Source organism: Microbacterium sp. ZW T2_14 (assembly GCF_044987405.1).
In the GTDB taxonomy this organism is placed as follows: domain Bacteria; phylum Actinomycetota; class Actinomycetes; order Actinomycetales; family Microbacteriaceae; genus Microbacterium.
Window position 1 is genome coordinate 1 of the sequence record NZ_JBJDRK010000019.1, and the last position, 17,344, is coordinate 17,344.

The 17,344-nt window shown below is 70.3% G+C and carries 14 protein-coding genes and 1 pseudogene; 9 read left to right on the plus strand and 6 right to left on the minus strand.

The features are described from left to right. Positions 1–397: pseudogene (locus ACI3KY_RS08400) on the minus strand (HNH endonuclease); the annotation flags it as partial. 308 nt (positions 398–705) lie between these two features. Next, positions 706–3,177 (minus strand): prolyl oligopeptidase family serine peptidase, encoded by a 2,472-nt coding sequence (locus ACI3KY_RS08405; RefSeq protein ID WP_404929720.1) that lies wholly within the window; start codon positions 3,175–3,177, stop codon positions 706–708. A 183-nt stretch (positions 3,178–3,360) separates the two neighbouring features. Here ACI3KY_RS08405 and ACI3KY_RS08410 point away from each other — a divergent pair, with 183 nt between their 5' ends. From ACI3KY_RS08410 to ACI3KY_RS08445, 8 genes are read left to right on the plus strand one after another with little or no spacing between them, the layout of a single operon-like run. Next, complete coding sequence (locus tag ACI3KY_RS08410; RefSeq protein WP_404929721.1) at positions 3,361–4,263, plus strand: transporter substrate-binding domain-containing protein; 903 nt, start codon at positions 3,361–3,363, stop codon at positions 4,261–4,263. A gap of 2 nt (positions 4,264–4,265) precedes the next feature. Then, on the plus strand, positions 4,266–5,189 hold the full coding sequence (locus ACI3KY_RS08415; protein ID WP_404929722.1) for an amino acid ABC transporter permease: 924 nt from the start codon (positions 4,266–4,268) through the stop codon (positions 5,187–5,189). Then, the gene (locus ACI3KY_RS08420) at positions 5,186–5,995 is read left to right on the plus strand and encodes an amino acid ABC transporter ATP-binding protein (protein WP_404929723.1); all 810 of its coding nucleotides are present in this window, start codon (positions 5,186–5,188) and stop codon (positions 5,993–5,995) included. Before ACI3KY_RS08415 ends, ACI3KY_RS08420 begins: the two co-directional genes overlap by 4 nt. Further along, entirely contained in the window at positions 5,992–7,134 is a 1,143-nt protein-coding gene (locus tag ACI3KY_RS08425) for a CapA family protein (RefSeq protein ID WP_404929724.1), read from the plus strand. Before ACI3KY_RS08420 ends, ACI3KY_RS08425 begins: the two co-directional genes overlap by 4 nt. Then, positions 7,131–8,375, plus strand: a complete 1,245-nt coding sequence (locus tag ACI3KY_RS08430; protein WP_404929725.1) for a CaiB/BaiF CoA transferase family protein — start codon at positions 7,131–7,133, stop codon at positions 8,373–8,375. Before ACI3KY_RS08425 ends, ACI3KY_RS08430 begins: the two co-directional genes overlap by 4 nt. Continuing rightward, positions 8,372–9,409, plus strand: coding sequence for a 2-hydroxyacyl-CoA dehydratase (locus ACI3KY_RS08435; protein ID WP_404929726.1), 1,038 nt, complete (start codon positions 8,372–8,374; stop codon positions 9,407–9,409). Before ACI3KY_RS08430 ends, ACI3KY_RS08435 begins: the two co-directional genes overlap by 4 nt. Continuing rightward, entirely contained in the window at positions 9,406–10,668 is a 1,263-nt protein-coding gene (locus ACI3KY_RS08440) for a 2-hydroxyacyl-CoA dehydratase (protein ID WP_404929727.1), read from the plus strand. The genes ACI3KY_RS08435 and ACI3KY_RS08440 overlap by 4 nt, the downstream gene beginning before the upstream one ends. After that, the gene (locus ACI3KY_RS08445; RefSeq protein WP_404929728.1) at positions 10,665–11,861 is read left to right on the plus strand and encodes an MFS transporter; all 1,197 of its coding nucleotides are present in this window, start codon (positions 10,665–10,667) and stop codon (positions 11,859–11,861) included. The genes ACI3KY_RS08440 and ACI3KY_RS08445 overlap by 4 nt, the downstream gene beginning before the upstream one ends. A gap of 37 nt (positions 11,862–11,898) precedes the next feature. On the opposite strand, the gene ACI3KY_RS08450 is transcribed toward ACI3KY_RS08445, so the two are convergent. Further along, entirely contained in the window at positions 11,899–12,429 is a 531-nt protein-coding gene (locus ACI3KY_RS08450) for a MarR family winged helix-turn-helix transcriptional regulator (protein WP_404929729.1), read from the minus strand. Positions 12,430–12,581: 152 nt separating this feature from the next. Then, complete coding sequence (locus tag ACI3KY_RS08455) at positions 12,582–14,369, minus strand: tannase/feruloyl esterase family alpha/beta hydrolase (RefSeq protein ID WP_404929730.1); 1,788 nt, start codon at positions 14,367–14,369, stop codon at positions 12,582–12,584. A 182-nt stretch (positions 14,370–14,551) separates the two neighbouring features. Here ACI3KY_RS08455 and ACI3KY_RS08460 point away from each other — a divergent pair, with 182 nt between their 5' ends. Then, positions 14,552–15,019, plus strand: a complete 468-nt coding sequence (locus ACI3KY_RS08460; protein WP_404929731.1) for a MarR family transcriptional regulator — start codon at positions 14,552–14,554, stop codon at positions 15,017–15,019. Between the two features lie 47 nt (positions 15,020–15,066). Here the strand turns inward: ACI3KY_RS08460 and ACI3KY_RS08465 are convergent, their stop codons facing one another. Further along, positions 15,067–15,684: a PadR family transcriptional regulator gene (locus tag ACI3KY_RS08465; protein WP_404929732.1), complete on the minus strand. Its 618-nt coding sequence runs from the start codon at positions 15,682–15,684 to the stop codon at positions 15,067–15,069. Between the two features lie 220 nt (positions 15,685–15,904). After that, positions 15,905–17,314 (minus strand): aminomethyl transferase family protein, encoded by a 1,410-nt coding sequence (locus ACI3KY_RS08470; protein WP_404929733.1) that lies wholly within the window; start codon positions 17,312–17,314, stop codon positions 15,905–15,907. Between the last annotated feature and the right edge of the window lie 30 nt (positions 17,315–17,344).

Genomic DNA, 17,344 nt, shown 5'->3' on the forward strand with positions numbered 1-17,344 from the left:
CCGCGAACGCGGCCCGCATGGCGGGGAACTGCGCCGGCAACACCTCCCCCGTGGACAGCGCAACCTGTTGCTGCACCGCACCCGCGGCGGCGATGACCTCGCCTGCGGTGCGCCGCGACACCCGTGTCGCACGCTGCACGAGTTCGCTCATGGTGCGGCATCCATACCGCGTCGTGATGCGGTCCGCGTGACCGACACCGCCATCGCGGTCGGTGATCACGGCGACCGCCTCCACCATCACCGCTTCCGCGTGCCGGCGGATCCGGCCCGCCGCCGCCAGCGCGCCGAGCACCGCGGCGTCATCCAGCCCCCGCAGCCCGCCGTCCGCAACGGCCGCGACGGTCACTTTCGCCAGCGCGTCGCCGAGCTCCGTGAGAGCGTCGGCGAGGTTCGGCATACCCCCATTCTGACGAGGGCCACCGACATTCGAAGTCCCAGATCAGGTGCCGAAACCGGCCTGTGGAGAACTCCCCGACGAGGCCCGCTCGCGGCACCTGTGGAGGAACCGCGGTGTCGGCCAACCGGCGTGTGCGCCGGGTGCGGGTTCCGTCCCGCGAGTCGGTCGCTGAGCGAGGAGCGCCAGCGACGAGACGAAGCGTCCTCGCTCGCTCAAGGACCGGGGCGCGTAGACGAGCGTGACGAGGAGGGCGGGCCCAGAACCGGGGGCCCGCCCTCCTCGTCACGCACCGGGCCGTAGCCGCCGCGTCACCGCCAGGATGCCGTCGCCGGCTCGGACGACCCCAGGACGCTGACTGCGGTCACTGTGTAGTCCTGAGACCCGCCGTTGCGGTCGCCGGTGAGCCGGCACGTTGTCGCACGCGTCTCGCACACGACGTCACCCGACGAGTCCCGCACGATGTAGCGGTCCAGTGGCAAGTCTGATGCGGGGGCCCTCCACTTGACGCGCACTGCGCCGCCGCCGATGCGCTGCGCCGTCACATCGACCGGCGCCTCAGGGCTTGCCAGAGCGTGTGTTCCGGCGGAGACATGAGCGACGCGGGTCGCGCCATCGCGGGTGAGCTGAATCGTGACCTCGCCGTCCGACGTGACGCTCAGCTGGGCCGGCTCTGACGGGTCGAGACCCGCCCGGTCTAGGTCCACCCGCAGCTTCGCCACGTTCTCCGTCGAGAGGTCGAGCGCGTTGTGCGGGTCCTGCTGGCCGATGGATGCCCATGCCTGGTCGCGCACCTGCACGTTGCGGCCGTCGATGACCTGCATCTGATCCGTCAGCACCGGCTCAGTGGATGCCGTGGTCAAGGCGTGCGATGTGGCCGCGACGCGGCTCCAGCGGGCCGACGCGTCGCGAACCGCCATGTCGGTCAGCCAGTAGGCGCGGTCGACCGTGATCCCGAGGTCGGGCCGGGCGTCTCCCGGCTCCCAGCGGAACGTCACCTGGGCAGGAGAGTGGGTGCGTTCCGGATGCTGTTCCACGTACTCCGCCACGTCGCTCCACCCGAGCGACTCTCCGAGCTCGCCGTGCGTCGCACCCTCGTAGTAGTTGGCGCGGTACCGGATGTCGGCGGCATCGGCCGCGGCATCCCAGCGGCGCGTGTTGTTCAGCGCCACGTCGGCCGATCCGGAATCCATGAAGGTGACGAGGTTGCGAAGATTCTCCATCCTGCTGTCGTCTCCCGCCTGATCCCGTCGGCCCTGCGTGTCGTAGTAGCCCGCACCTGAGACGATCACGGCCCCGGCGAAGAGATCCGGATGGTTCGCCGCGATCCTCGTGGTGCCGACCCCACCCATCGACCACCCGCCGATGACGGTCCGATCCGGGTCCAGAGCGTACGCCCGTGCGACGGACCCCCAGGCCTCCCAGACGTCCAGCTCGCCCTCGTTGATGTACCAGGTGGTGTTGCCGCGGCCGAGGGGCGTCACGCAGATCGAGCCGCGGTCTTCGCACATGGGGCCGTAGACATCATCCTGAGTCGCGCCACCGAAGCCGTTGTGGTTGCGATCGCCGGCGTGCAGCAGCAGGGTGAGCGGTGCGGGCTCGCCGGGCTGGTACCCGGTCGGCACGTAGACGGTGTAGGGCTGGACCCGGCCGTAGAACGAGGGGTCCCGCAGGGCGGGACCATAGGTGTCACGTGCCTGCGCGTCGAGTCCCTGGCCGAGGTCGAGTGACGAGACGTACCAGCGTGTCGAGTATCCGGTGGGGGTGGCTTCCGCTGTCGAGGCCCGCTGGGCGATCCGGCTCCAATCCACCTCGACGGCGAAGTCGCTGACGTCGCCAGCCGTCAGCGCGGCGGACTGGGCGCCGTTGTTCCATCGCGTCGACGAGTCGGTCCAGCCGCCGGCGAGGAACGGCTCGTCGTCGCGATCCCGGAAGACGGCGTTGTAGACGCGCGAACCGTCGCCGCCCTCGGGTGCCGGAGCGAACCCGTCGCCCGACGCGTTCGCGACGCCGGCCGCGAGTCGCACGGTCCATTCGTCGTCGGCGGTCATGAGGTCGCGAGGCACCGCGACGACGAACGACCGGGAGGCCTCGTCGACCGTGACGGTCGCACCCGACGCCGTCAGATCGGTGCGGGCTCCCGATGTCGCGTCGATGAGCCACGCGCCGCGCGACGAGACGATCATCGCCGCTTCGGTGCCCGGCGACGCGACGCCGGCGTCGGCCGGCCACGAGGCGGCCCCGGTGGTCGCATCGGCGTCGGTGTCGAACGCCCACGTCGCGACGGGTACGTCGGAGTCGAGGAGGGTGTTCCAGTCGACCCGCCAGTACGTGTGCGTGGCGTCGCCCGCGATGCCGGCGCGAAACACGTCCGCACCGTTGGCTCCCGCTTCCGGCGATGCGTAGGTGAAGTCGCCGCGGCCCATGTCGTCGTAGAGCCAGTCGGTCCACAGCAGCGCCCCGGCGTCGTAGCGTCCGGTTCCCGACGTGCGGGGGAACTGCTCCGAGAACGGCCAGCCTTCGGCGCGGGGCAGCGTGGGCTCCGGCGCGGTGCCCGCGGCGGGGATGTCGGGCGGAAGCCCAGGTGTCCCGTGGGCCGCGGTCGGCTGCGCCGCGTTCGGGTGGGCCGCGGTCGGCTCGGCGGTCGCCGGCGCCGCGGCGATGGGGCACACCGCCAGCACTGCGGCTGCAGTGACGGTGCCGATCAGCCAGGCGGGTGCGGTTCGCGTGCGCCGCGCCTTCGCCGGAGCTCCTGCCTGCCGGTGAGGAGAGAGGTGGACCATGGCTTCTTCCCCTTCGAAGAAATATCATAGAAATTGATATTCGGAACGCTAACGCGGCCGTCGTGTGGGCGTCAATCGGCTGTCCCGAATTGATAGTTGAAATTCTCAATCATCAACTTTTATGATGTTATCCACGGTGATCGACTGACACCGACCCGATCTGCACAACGATGTGGAGTCCTCATGCGCACCACCAAGAGCGTCGCCGCCCTCGCCCCGCTTCTCGTCCTCGGCCTCGTCGCCGGCTGCTCCTCGGCGGCGCCCGATGCTGAGCCGGCACAGACGGAAGCCGCCACCGAAGCACCGCTGTACGACCAGTTGCCCGACGCGATCAAGGACGCCGGTGCCATCAAGATCGCCGGCGACACTCACCCGCCGTACCGCACGATCGAAGAGGGCGGAGAGATCACCGGAATCGATCCGGACCTCCAAGCGGCGCTGTCGGAGCAGCTGGGTGTCCCGTTCGAGATCGTCACCGCGTCCGGACTCGATGCGATGCTCACCGGCATGCTGTCTGGTCGGTTCGACGCGTTCAACGGGCCGGTCCGCACGACGCCCGAGCGTGAGGCGGAGTTCGATGCCGTCGTGTGGATGACCACGCGCACGTCGTACGTGTACCTCGCCGAGCGTGCCGATGAGCTGAGCGATCCGGAGGCCCTGTGCGGCGCGCGCGTCGCGGGCGTGACCGGCTCGGTGACCGAGAGTCAGCTGGCCCGCTACAACGAGTGGTGCGCCGACGAAGGGCTCGACCCCGCTGAGTTCATCGGCCTGGAGGACAGCAACGCGACGTTCCTCGCGGTCAACTCCGACCGCGCCGACTACGCCGGCACGACGCAGTCGGCCGCCATCGATCTGCAGGCTTCCGATCCCGACACGTACGAGTTCATCGTCCAGTCCGACGAGCAGGGCGCGGGCGTCGACCAGCTCGCGATGTTCATGCCGAAGGGGAACGGGCTGGCAGAGCCCATGCTCGCCGCGTTCGAGGCGATCTTCGAGAACGGCGAGTACGAGCGGATCATGACCGAGTGGGGCATCGAGGACACCGCTGTCGACGCACCCACGCTCAACCCGATGACCAGCGAGTGACGATGACCGACCTCACCACCCAGCCGGTCCGCAACCCATCGGCCGACAGATCGATCGATGCCGCGCGCGCACGACGCCGGATCCATCCGTGGCGGGTGGTGGTCGGCATCCTGCTGGCCTTCGTCACGGTGCAGATCGCGTTCTTCCTCGTCACAAACGAACGGTTCGAGTGGCCGGTCGTCGCGGAGTACCTCTTCAACCCGAGCGTGCTCATGGGGCTCGGCATGTCCATCATGCTCACGATCGTGGGCATGATCCTCGGTTCGCTTCTGGGCACCGCCCTGGCGGCCGGACAGCTCGCCGAGTTCGCGCCGCTGCGGTGGGCGTGCATCGTGTTCGTCGGGGTGTTCCGAGGAGTCCCGCCCCTCGTGCAGCTGATCTTCTGGTACAACCTGGCCTACCTGCTGCCGCGCCTCGCGGTCGGCGTGCCCTTCGGCCCCGAGCTGTTCAGCTGGCCCACGAACGATCTCATCACGCCCCTCACGGCGGCGATCATCGGGCTGTCTCTCCACGAGGCCGCGTACATGGCCGAGATCATCCGCGCCGGCATCCTGTCGGTCGACTCCGGGCAGCGCGACGCCGCCGCCGCGATGGGATTCAGCCGGTGGCACTCGTTCACCCGCGTCGTGCTGCCGCAGGCGATGCGCGTCATCATCCCGCCGACGGGGTCGCAGGTGATCGCGCTCCTGAAGGGCACGTCGCTCGTCAGCGTCATCGCGATGGGCGATCTGCTGCACTCGGTGCAGGTCATTTACAACCGCACGTACGAGGTGGTCCCCATGCTGATCGTCGCCGTGATCTGGTACCTGGTGCTGGTCACCGCCCTCACGCTCGTGCAGCGCAGGGTGGAACGGCACTTCAGCAGAGGCATGTCGCGAGCCGCGGTCGCCCGCCGCGTCGCCGAGCGGACGGAGGCGGTGGCATGACCGGCGAGAGCGCGACCATGACGCCCGTCCTGCAGGTCGTCGGCGTGCGCAAGGAGTACGGCGACAACGTCGCCCTCGACGGGGTCGACTTCGAGGTCCACGCACAGGAGGTCGTCGCGGTGCTCGGGCCGTCGGGGTCGGGCAAGTCCACGCTGGTGCGCTGCATCGACCAGCTGGAGTCGATCGAGGGTGGTGCGATGTATCTCGACGGAGAACTGCTCGGCTACGAACGCCATCGTGACGGCATCCGCCCCCTCGCCGACGCCGACGTGAAGCGGCAGCAGCGTCGCATGGGCATGGTGTTCCAGCAGTTCAACCTGTTCCCGCACTGGACGGTGCTGCGCAACATCACCGAGGCGCCGATCAAGGTGCACGGTGTGCCTCCCGCCGCGGCGAAGGCCCGCGCGATGGAGCTGCTCGCCCGGGTCGGGCTCGCCGACAAGGCGCAGGCGCACCCGCGCCAGCTGTCGGGCGGGCAGCAGCAGCGCGTGGCCATCGCCCGCGCGGTGGCCACGAATCCGCGCATCCTGCTCTTCGATGAGCCGACGAGTTCGCTCGACCCCGAGCTCGTCGACGAAGTGCTGCAGGTCATGAAGGACCTCGCCGAGGCCGGGATGACGATGATCGTCGTCACGCACGAGCTCGACTTCGCCCGGCACGTCGCCGACCGGTGCGTGTTCATGGCGGAGGGGCAGGTGATCGAAGACCGCCCGTCGACGGAGTTCTTCGACGCTCCGCGGTCGACGCGATTGCGGACGTTCCTGACGCGCACGGCGGCGACGCCGGCGCGCGAGGGGGGCGCGTGACGACCATCCGTGCCGTCGGCGACCTGGTGCTCGAGCGCGAGGACGCCCGCCCGCTGCTCGCGCCCGCCCGCGAGGTGCTGCGCGCAAGCGACCTGCTCATCGGGCAGCTCGAGATCCCGCACATCGACGCCGACGTCGACGGGGCCGTGGTGCAGACGACCGATGTCCCGGCATTGCCCGGGCCGCCGTCGGCCCTGGATGCCCTCGCCGACGCCGGGTTCGGCATCCTCACCCTCGCCGGCAACCACGTCTACGACTTCGGCCCGGAAGGCATCCGCCACACCGTGCGCCATTGCGCCGCGCGAGGGCTGCGCACGGTGGGAGTGGGCGAGAGTCTCGACGAGGCGTTCACGCCGGCGATCACCGACGTGAACGGCACCCGCATCGCGGTGCTGAGCGTCAACTGCGTCGGTCCCCGTGAGACGTGGGCGTCGAGCCTCAAACCGGGCGCCGCATACGTCGAGGTGATCACGCATTACGAGGTGCGGGGCGCGAACCCGGGCGGACCGCCCCGCGTGCGGACCTACGCGGAGTCCACGAGTCTGGGCCGCCTGCGCGAAGCAGTCGAGGTCGCGGCCGCGCACGCCGACGTCGTCGTCGTCGCGCTGCACAAGGGACTCGTCCACGTTCCCGTCGACATCGCCGACTATGAGAGAGAGATCTCGCATGCGGTGGTGGATGCCGGTGCCCATGCCGTCATCGGACACCACGCCCACATCGCGAAGGGCGTGGAGGTCTACCGTGGCCGAGCGATCTTCCACGGCCTCGGCAACTTCGCCACCGTGACGCGCGCCCTGTCGGTGTCTGCGGAGGGATCCCCGGAGCGAGTGGAGTGGGCGCGGCAGCGGCGGCGCCTGTTCGGTTTCGAACCGGATGCTGCGATGCCCGACTATCCGTTCCACCCCGAGAGCCGGCACACCACGATCGCCGAACTGGTCGTCGAGGACGGCGAGGTCGGCGCGGCGCTCCTGCCGTGCTGGATCGACGACGAGGCGCGCCCCGTGCCCGTCGGGCGCTCCGAGCGCGGCGAGCAGGTCGCCCACTACCTGCGCACGATCACGGCGCTTGCCGGTTTCACCACTGATCTCGCATGGGACGGCGATCGACTCGTCGTCCGCGCGGGGGAGAGCACACGATGAGCCATCCTGACGCCCCGCTTGCGGGCAAGACCGTGATCGACCTGACCACCGCACTCGCGGGGCCCTACGCGACGCTGCTGCTCGCGAGCCTGGGCGCCCGCGTGATCAAGGTCGAGAACCCTGAGCGTGGCGGCGACTCGTCGCGGAACAACTCGCCGTACGTGACCGCCGACGGACTGCAGCTGCGGCGCACCGGTCCCGACGACATGTCGGTCTCGATGATGGCGCGCGGTCGTGGCAAGGAGAGCATCACGCTCAACCTCAAGCACGCCGCCAGTCGGGAGGTGTTCTTCGACCTCGTCCGCCACGCCGACATCGTCGTAGAGAACTACAGCGCCGGTGTGACGCGGCGCCTCGGCATCGACTTCGCCGCCGTGCAGCAGATCAACCGGCGCATCGTCTACACCTCGATCAGCGGCTTCGGGGCTCAGGGCGTCCCGGGCGAGGGCAAGGCGATGGACACCATCATCCAGGCGCTCAGCGGCGTGATGATGACCGCCGGCGAGCCGGGCGACGCCCCGGTGCGGTTCGGTCTGCCGATCGGCGACCTCGTCGCGCCGCTGTTCGCGGTGATCGGGACTCTCGCCGCCGTGATGGATGCCGAGCGCACCGGTGAAGGTCAGCACGTCGACGTCTCGATGCTCGGCAGTCTCACGTCGCTCGTCGCGTGCGAGCCGTTCGACGCCCTGGAGTCGGTCGGGTTCCCGCTCCGGACGGGGGCGGTCGTGCCCCGGCTCGCGCCGTTCGGCACGTTCCAGTCCGTCGACGGATGGTTCGCGATCTGCGCCCCCACCGACGCCTTCGCCGAGGGGACGCTCACCGCGATCGGGCAGTCGGACCTGATCGAGGACCCGCGCTTCTCGACTCGAGACGCGCGCGTCGACAACGCCGACGAGCTTCATGCCCTCGTGAGCGAGTGGGCCCGCACCCGCTCGTCGGCGGAGGTGCTGTCGGCGTTCGAGCACAACGGCGTCCCTGCCGCACCGGTGCGGGATACGGCGACCGCCGTGCGCGACGACATCGTCACCGGACGCGGCGAGGTGGTCCCGCTGGTGCATCCGCGATTCGGGCACTTCGAGGGGCTCTACGGCACCGGGCTTCCCGTGGTCTTCTCGCGCAGCCGCGCCGATCTCTCGCGGCCGGCCCCGGGCCTGGGCGAGCACACCGACGGAGTGCTGGAAGACCTGCTCGGCTACGACGCCGAGCGCGTGGCGCAGCTGCGCCAGGACGGCGTGCTGTGACCCCGAGCGGCCCGGTGATCGGCGTCGTCGGCAACGATGCGCCACGGCAGCTGCTCCTCGCGTTCGGTGCCCGGCCCGTACGCCTGACCGGATCGTGGACCGGTGTGATCGATCCCGAAGCGCAACAGCTTCTCGGGGCGACGGACGCCGCCGTGGTGCGGCTGCTCACGGAGCTGCGCAGCGGTGCGCATCAGCTCGACGGGCTGATCGTGTGCAACGACTCGCAGGCCCACCTCCGCCTCTTCTATGTGCTCCGGGCCACCGGTTCGGAGCTGCCGGTGCACCTGCTCGACATGCCGCGCGAGCCCTCCTCGCCCGCGCGCCGCTTCGCGCTGTTCCAGCTCGAGGCGCTGGCCGCCTTCTTTGCCACCGTGACGGGAGGCGAGCTGAGCGCGGCCTCCCTCGCTGCGGCGGCCGACGCCGAAGCAGCCCTCGGCCACGCGCTGCGGCGGCTGCGCGCCCGCCGTCGCGCCCACCCCCCGCTGTGCGCGGGCGCGGATGCCCTGGACGCTGTCTTGGATGCCGCGCGCATGGCGCCGGCCGATGCAGTGGCACGCCTCGACGCGGCGCTGACGCCCGCGGTGTCGGGGGCGACGCGGGTTCACGCGACCGGCTCGTCGCACCCCGACGCCACGTTCTACCGCCTGCTCGAAGCCGACAGCCGTGTCGTGGTCGTCAGCGACGACCACGACACCGGTGATGCGGCGTGGCTGGGCGAGGCGGTCTACGGCGAGACGACCGAACACGTGCTCGAGGGGCTGATCGACGCCCACTTCGCACGGATCACCACCTCGGCCACCACTGCCAGCGCGGACCGCGCGGCGCTCACCCGCGACGTCGCACGGGCCGCGGACGCGGATGCGGTGGCCGCGATCATCCGCGAGCTCGACGAGGCCCCGCTGTGGGACCTCGCCGACCAGCGCGAGGCACTCGAGGGCACCGCGTTCGTCAGCGTGCGCGTGCAGCCCGGCGGTGAGCACGATTCGGCCGGAGACCTGCAGCGCGACCTCGTCGAGCGGCGGGTATCCGCGTGAGCGGCCGGGGCGCGGGGGGCTCGCCGCGGCTCGAGAGCGCCGCCGTCGCGACAGCGTTCCAGAAGGAGTGGTTCCTCGGTCTTGCCGGCCGGGCGCGCGATGGCGAGCCGATCGCCCTGGCGAATGCGGATGCACCGCACGAGGTGCTGCGGGCTCTCGGCATCCCGTACGTCGTCAACCAGTGGTGGTCCTCGATCATCTCCGCCAAGCGCGCCGGGCCCGCCAGCCTCGCCGTCGTCGCGGAACGGGGCCTGCCCGACGACAGCCGGCAGTACGACGTGCTGCCGTTGGGCGCTCAGGGGCTTGCCGCCGAGATCGCGCCGTGGGGCGGACTGCCCGAACCGCGCTTCGCGATCGCCGAGCGCAGCGGCGACGTCACCCACAAGATCTTCGAGCAGTGGGGTCGCCGCCCGGGCACCGAGACGTTCCTGCTCTCGCGCACGGCCGCCGTGCCGGCGCCTGCCGGCTGGTGGGACCGCGCGGCGAACGACTGGGAGGACATCTTCGGGGCGGCCCGCATCGATCTGCTCGAGGGCGAGATCCGCATGCTGGCCGCCACGCTCGCGCAGCGCGTAGGTCGCACCCTCGACCTCGAAGAACTCGCCGGCATCATGGCGCTCGCCAACGAGCAGGCGGAGTGGAACCGTCGAACGCGCGACCTGCTGGCGACGGCCCGGCCGCTTCCGGTTGCCGTGACCGACATCATCCCGGCGGTCATGGTGCCGCAGTGGCATCGCGGGACGCCGTGGGCGGTGGCCGCAGCGAGGCGCCTCCACGACGAAGTCGCACGCCGCATCGACGACGGCTATGCCGTCTTCCCGGGTGAGAGGCGGCGCCTGATGTGGATCGGCCGCGGTCTGTGGTCCGACCTGGAGATGTACCGCTCGTTCCAGGAAGAATTCGGCGCGGTCTTCGTGTGGTCGATGTACCTCGCGATCGCCGCGGACGGCTATGCCCGGTACGGAGACGATCCGGTGCGGACGCTCGCGGCACGCTTCGTGGGATTGACCGACCTGCTCTACGTGCCGCCGATGTCGTCCTCGTGGTACGTGAAGGAGGCGCTCGCGCACGGCGCCGACGGCGTGGTGCACCTCGTCGCTGACGACACCCCCGCGCCGGGCGTGATCACGGCGGCGCTCGAGGAGCGAGGCATCCCGGTCCTCGAGATCCGCGCCAGCAACGCCGATCCGCGGGCGACGGTCGGCGTGCGGGAGCGGATCGCGGACTTCGTGCGGGAGCGCGTTCCCGCCGACCGATGAGCCGGGCGCCGCGCCTGCGCGTCTTCGAGCCGTTCGGCAACCGCCGCTTCTCGCTGTACTTCAGCGGCCAGGTGATCTCGAACACCGGCACGTGGTTCCAGAACCTCGCGCTGTCGCTCGTCGTGCTCGAGGCGACCGGCAGCGCCCAGGCGCTCAGCGGTGTGACCGTCGCGCAGTTCCTGCCGCTCCTCGTGCTGAGTATTCCGGCCGGCCGCCTCGCCGATCGGGTGCGACCGCGCACGATTCTGCTCGTGACCTCCCTCGCATCGGCGCTCGTCGTGGCGGGGCTCGCATTCGTGACCCTCGCCTCCGAGCCCCCGATCGTGGCGATCTACGCACTGGTGGCCGCGCTCGGCACGGTGCACGCGTTCGAGAGGGTCGCGGCGCAGGCGATCATCTTCGAGATCGTCGGACCGGAGGCCCTCGGCCGCGCTGTCTCGCTCAGCACCATCGCGCTCGCGTCCGCCCGTTCCATCGGTCCAGGACTCGCCGGTATCGCGTTCCAGGGACTGGGTGCGACGGCTTGCATGCTCGTCAACTCGGCGTCGTTCCTGCTGGTCTTCGCATCGATCGCAGCCATCCGCCCGGCGCGGCTGTTTCCGCGGCCGGGACGGCCGGAGCGGCCGGGCCGCGGCATCCGTCCTCCGTTCTTCAGTCGCGAACTGGTGACGCTCCTCATCGTCAACGCGCTCGTGGCCCTGCTGGCGCTCAACCTCATGCTCGTGCTGACATCGACCGTGAGTCTCACCTTCGCGGGCGACGCGACGGCGGTCGGCGCGACCCACACGCTGAACGCCCTGGGTGCCATCGCGGGCGGCATCATCGCCGCCGGCCGCGATCGCGTCACGGTGCGTTCGCTCATCGTCGCGTGCGCGGGACTCGGAGCGGCTCTCCTGGTGAACGCCGCCGCCCCGACACTGGCGATCCTGCTCGCTCTCGGGCCGTTGCTGGGCCTCGGCGTCGGGTACTACCAGGGCATCCTCAACGCGGCGGCCCAGGTCAGCGTCGCTCCTGACCAGATCGGCCGGACGATGTCGCTCGTGACGCTCGGGAATTACGGCATGGTGCCGTTCGGGGCCCTGCTCATGGGGTGGGTGATCGACGCGCATGGCGGCAGGGTGGCACTGGCGATCGGCGCCCTCACCGGGTTCGCCTGTGCGGCCTTCGTCGCGGTCCGGCTGCGCAAGCGATGACGGATGCCGCGGCCCCAGGTGCGCCCGCGTCGGCGGGTCAGGACGGGGCCAGTCCCGATCCCTTTCGGGGGCGTCGGCGCTGGGCGACCGCCTCGGCCTCGGCCTCCGCATCTCCGAAGTAGCCGCCGGCGAGGGTGTCAGCGGCCCGGTCCAAGACCTCGGCGAGCGAGCGCCCGAGGTCGGGGCCGATGATCTCGGCAAGCCGATCCTCGCGCTCGCGGATCTCGGCCTCGCACTTGGCCAGCGTGTCCCAGCCGGTCTCGGTCAGCTGCACCAGCCGCACGCGTCGGTTCGTGGGATGTTCGACCCGCTCGATGAGACCCGACTCGAGCAGTTCGGCCGACACGACGTGCGCCGCCTGAGAGCTGACGAACGTGCGCCGGGCGACCTGCGCGTTCGACAACGGCACGCCTTCGCCCAGCACCTGCAGGATGAGGAGCTGGGGAAGAGTCACGCCGTGCGCCAGGCCGGTGTTCTCGGCGGCGCGGTTGAGGGCGCGGGCCAGACGGTAGGCCGTGTAGTTGAGCCGGTCGGTGGCGGGGGTTCCGCGCGGATCTCGGCTCTCCATCGGCACACTCCCAGCCTAGTCCGGACCCGCTCCCCGCCGACCGGCAGCCTCGCGCCGTCGCGGGTCGTAGAACGTCGCTGCTCGTCGAGCCGCGACGACGAGAGGTTGGCTCCCGATGGGACCCACCCTCTCGCCGCGCGCGGGTCGACGGGTCAGCGGGTGCCGTAGGCGAGGCCGGGGTGCGGCGTCTCGCAGGCGAAGCTGGACGCGCTCTCGGGGTCGCCGGAGACGTACTGCGCCACCTGCGGGTACACGCACAACGGGCGCGTGCGGGTCCGAGACCAGTCCGCAGGCACTTCGGGGTTGGCGGGGTTGACCGATGCGGTCAGCTGGTCGGGCGCGGATCCCTGCTCGACCCAGTCGACCAGCGCGGCGAGCCCGTGGTGCTGGTCGGTCGCGGGACCGCCGGCGACGTGGCCCATGCCGGGAACCTCGAAGTACCGTGCGAACTGTTCGGCGTTCCCGCCGTTGTTCCGGTCGAGCTCGTCGAACCAGGCGGCGGTGTCGTCGGGCGAGAACACGCCGTCCGAGGCGCCGTGGATCACGATCATCTTCGCGCCGCGGTCGCGCAGCGTGTCGAGGTGCGTGGGGTCGGGCGGCGTCATGAACGACATCGAGCTCTCGGTGTAGATGCCGGAGGTGGCGTAGATCTTCGCCGCCTCGGTGTCGACGTCGAAACCGAGCGCATAGCCCTGCAGATCGGCCAGGATGCTGGGGTCCGCCGGCGGCGTGGTGAAGATGAAGCCGACGGCCGGAGCATCACGGGTGATCGGGGAGCCGAACTTCCAGCCGGCCCAGCCGCTCTGCGTCAGGCCAGGGTCGAAGGGGAACGACGAGTAGATGTCCTTGTTGTTGCTCGTGTGGGCACCGGCGAAGATCTCATCGATCACGGCCTGCTGCTCCTTGGTGAGGCAGGTTCCGTTCCGTTCGCCCGTGCAGCGCGGCACATCCCGCTTGATCGAGAACGCCTGCTGACAGGCCGTGCTGTCCTGGACCATGCCGTCGGCCAGACCGTCGAGGCCGTCGCAGCGGGCCAGGATCGCCTGGGCGGCGAGCGTGCGCTCAGCGGGGGTGAAAGCCGTGCTCAGATCGGCCGGTGTCGTGGCGACCTGCGCCCACTGCTGCGCACCCCACAGCTGAGCGACCGCGGCCTGCGGCAGATTGAAGCCGGGCGAGATGGCGAGGAAGCCGTCGTACTGGTCGGCGTAGCGCGCCGCGGCCACCATCGTGTGGCGCCCGCCGTTCGAGCCGCCCGTGATGTAGGAGCGATCGGGCCCGCGGCCGTACGCATTCGTGATCAGCGCTTTGGCCATGGGCGTCAGGGTGCCGACGGCCTGGTAGCCGTAGTCCAGACGCGCTTGCGGCTCGCGACCGAACAGCGGATTCTGGCTGCCGTTGTGGCCGGCGTCGGAGCTGATGACGGCGAATCCCATCTGCAGTCCGCTCTCGCCGCCGCGTGTGGCGCCGAGCGCGGGGGCGATCGAGCCGTCCAGGCCGCCGTTGCCCTGGTAGAGGAAGCGCCCCGCCCAGGCCGACGGAAGGCGCATCTCGAACCCGATGGCGTACGTCTGGCCGTCGAAGGTGCTCACGCGCTCGTTCATGGTGCCGCGCACCAGGCAGTGCTCGCCGATCGGCTGGCCGCCGTTGCTGACCGTGCCCGCCGCCACCCGCGAGACCTGGGTGATCTTCGTCGAGGGGAAGGCGAAGTCCACCAGGCTCTCGCACGCCTGCAGCGTGCCCGGCTGGGCGGCCGAGAGCTGGGGCAGCGGGCTCGGGCTCCCCGGCGGCACGGCCGCGGCGGGCATCGCGAGGCCCAGAGCGAGGACGACGGATGCCGCGGCCGCGCCGACGAGCGCCGACACGCGGTGTCGCCGACGGGCGTGCTGAGATCGTGGGTCTCGGGGGATGCCGCCCCGTGTGCCGTCGAAGAAGCGTGACATGGAGTCCTCTTCCGGGTCCGGTCCGGGGAGGTCGTTCTCACCGGACGATCGGGTGCCCGCTTCGCTGCGGGTGTGCTGACACGCTAGGGAAATTAGTTGCATACTGCAACTGTTTTCTCAGTGACCGGGTGTGCGCGTGGCTAGACTTCGAGCCACAGGTCCGGGCACGGAACGGGGATTCGTTGGCACAGGGGAGCGACGCGCGCGCTGCGGGGCGCCTCGCCGGCAATCCCGGCTTCCTCTCCGCTCGATTCACCTCGGTCGCTGCGACCGTGTCCAACCGGGTGCTCGCCCCCTTCGGACTGCGCGCCCGCAGCTACTCCCTCGTCGAGGTGGCCGCGGCGTCGGGCGGCCTTTCGCAACGGGACATCGGGCGCATCCTCTGCCTCGACAAGGCGCACGTCGTGCGACTCGTGGATCAGGTCGCTGCGATGGGGCTCGTCCTTCGCACGCGGGACCCCCGCGACGGCCGCGTCTGGCTGATCCGGGCCACCCCGCGTGGTGCCGAGGTCGCGGAGGAGGCCGGACGTGCGCTCGACGAGGCCTTCGCGCAGCTGCTGCGGCGGCTGAGTGCGACGGAGCTCGACGCCACGATGACGACACTGCAGCGACTGGCGTTCGACCTCGAGGACTCAGACGACCAGGACTGACGCAGCGGGGCTCGGGAAGCGCCCTCGACGAGCTCAGGAACCGGTGGTCAGTGCCCAGCGGTGCCGGTCGCTGAGCCTGTCGACGCGCCCTCGAGGCGGTCGACGAGGTCGAGGCCGCGGCGGGCCCATGCGATCTCGCCCTGGGCGCGCTCGACGAGACCCTCGTAGGCGAAGCGCTTGTAGGCGATGGTGCGCTCACGGTCGGCGTCAGCGGTCACTGCGAGGCGGCGCGCCAGCATGGGGTTGGCGACGGCGTCGATGCGCTCCAGCTCGCCCTCCCACTGCGCCAGTTCGCCCGCCCACTGGGCGATGTGCCGTTCCAGGAAGCTTCGCGCGGCCTCCGGTGTGGTCGTCTCGAGATAGGCTGCACGCAGATGCGCGGGGTCGCGTACCCGCTGGTAGTCGAGGGGCGAGGCCATCCAGTCGAGAAAGGCCCGGTCTCCGGCATCCGTCACGTGGTACATGCGGCGCGTGCCGCGCTCGCCGCGGGTCTGCTCCTCGCCCTCGATGAGGCCGAGCTCCTCCATCTTGCGCAGCTCGGGGTAGATCTGGGAGTCGGGCGCGTGCCAGACGTGTCCGACGGACTGGTGGAACTGCTTCTGCAGGTCGTACCCCGACAGCGGGCCGACGCGCAGGATCGCCAGCAGCGCGTATCTCAGGCTCATCCGTCTCCCTTCGCCTTCCCGAGGGTAGCGACCGCCCGCGCCTCGTGCGTCCAAGGGCCGCCCCATTTCGTGTGTCAGGACACGCGGCAACACACGCAGCGAGGCCGCACGTCGTGACACTTGAGCTCCGCCACCCTCTGGTCGGGGGTCACGACACGCGGCGACACGTGGATGGATGTCGCACATCGTGACCCCCGTACTGCCCGGGAACCGGAGCAGGTCAGGCGGGCTCTTTGTACCCCGTGCGCCAGCCGCCGTGGTAGCTCTGGCGGACGACCGTCGAGTACGGCACCGGGGAGACCACGGCGCGTACCTCGAGCTGCTGGTGCGGCTCGACCGACGCCTTCGTGGTGCCGCCGTTCGGCTCGCCCCAGACGACCGTCACCTCGGCGCCCTCGGGCACATCGGGGTTGACGGTGGCGAGTGAGAGGGCGCGCTTCTCGTTGGCGCTGTATCCGGTGAACATCGAGAAGCCGACGACGTCGCCTCCGGCATCCGTCACCGAGTCGTAGTTCGCGGATCCGTAGTTCGCCAGCGGCAGGTCGAAGAACTTGTAGCTCTCGCCCTCGACGTCGAACAGCGACGCGAAGATCTTCGTGACGTCCTCGGCGTTCCACGCGAGCGTCACCTTGCGGCGCTGCGTCGCAGGGTCGATCTTCTCGAGCGCGTCGCGGCCGATGAAGTCGTGGTCGAACTTCACGAACGAGCCGTAGCCGAGCTCCCAGGGCGTCAGGTAGTAGTCCTCGATGTCGTCCGACACGAACGAGCCGGCGAGCGTGCCGGTGGCCTCGTAGCTGTCGACGCCGAGCCACTCGCGGTAGCCGCGCTCGGCCTCACCGGAGTAGATGGCGGGAAGCGGCGACGGGATCCAGCCCGATTCGAGCGTGTTCGACGGGTATGCGCGCGAGCCCACGGGGACGAGGCCGAACTCGGCGCCCGCCTCGACGATGATGTCGCGCACGCGGTGGTGGTCCTCGTACGGTCCCCAGATCTCGAGGCCCGGGGCGCCCGCCATGCCGTGGCGGAGGGTGCGGACGTTCGCGCCGCCCACCTGCATCGTCGACATCGTGAAGAACTTGAGCTGCTCGAGCGGTCCGCCGTTCAGCTTCTCGATGACCTGCCACGCAGCCGGCCCCTGGATCTGGAACCGGTAGTACCGGCGGCTGACCGCGTCGCCGTAGGGACGCGAGGGCGAGCGGCGGTCGACCGTGATGTCGAGGTTCTGGTAGCCGCCGGTCTCACCGTGGTACAGCAGCCAGTTCGACGCGGGCGCGCGGCCGACGTAGACGTACTCGTCCTCGGCCTCGTGGAAGAGGATGCCGTCGCCGATGACGTGCCCCGACGCGGTCGTCGGCACGTACTGCTTGGCGCGGTTCACCGGGAAGGTCGCCACCGAGTTGATCGCCGTGTCGGAGATCAGGCGGATCGCATCCGAGCCCTTGAGGAACACGTTGTCCATGTGGTGCGACTGGTCGTAGAGCACGGCGGTGTCGCGCCACGCCTTCTGCTCCTTGATCCAGTTCTGGAAGTCCGCGGGGACCACCGGATAGATGTACGAGCCGATCTGCGAGTTGCGCAGCATCTCGACGGCGTTGTTGCCGTCGAGCAGCTCCTGCAGATTCTTCGCCATGGGGAACCTCTCTGTTCGTGGGGTTGTGGT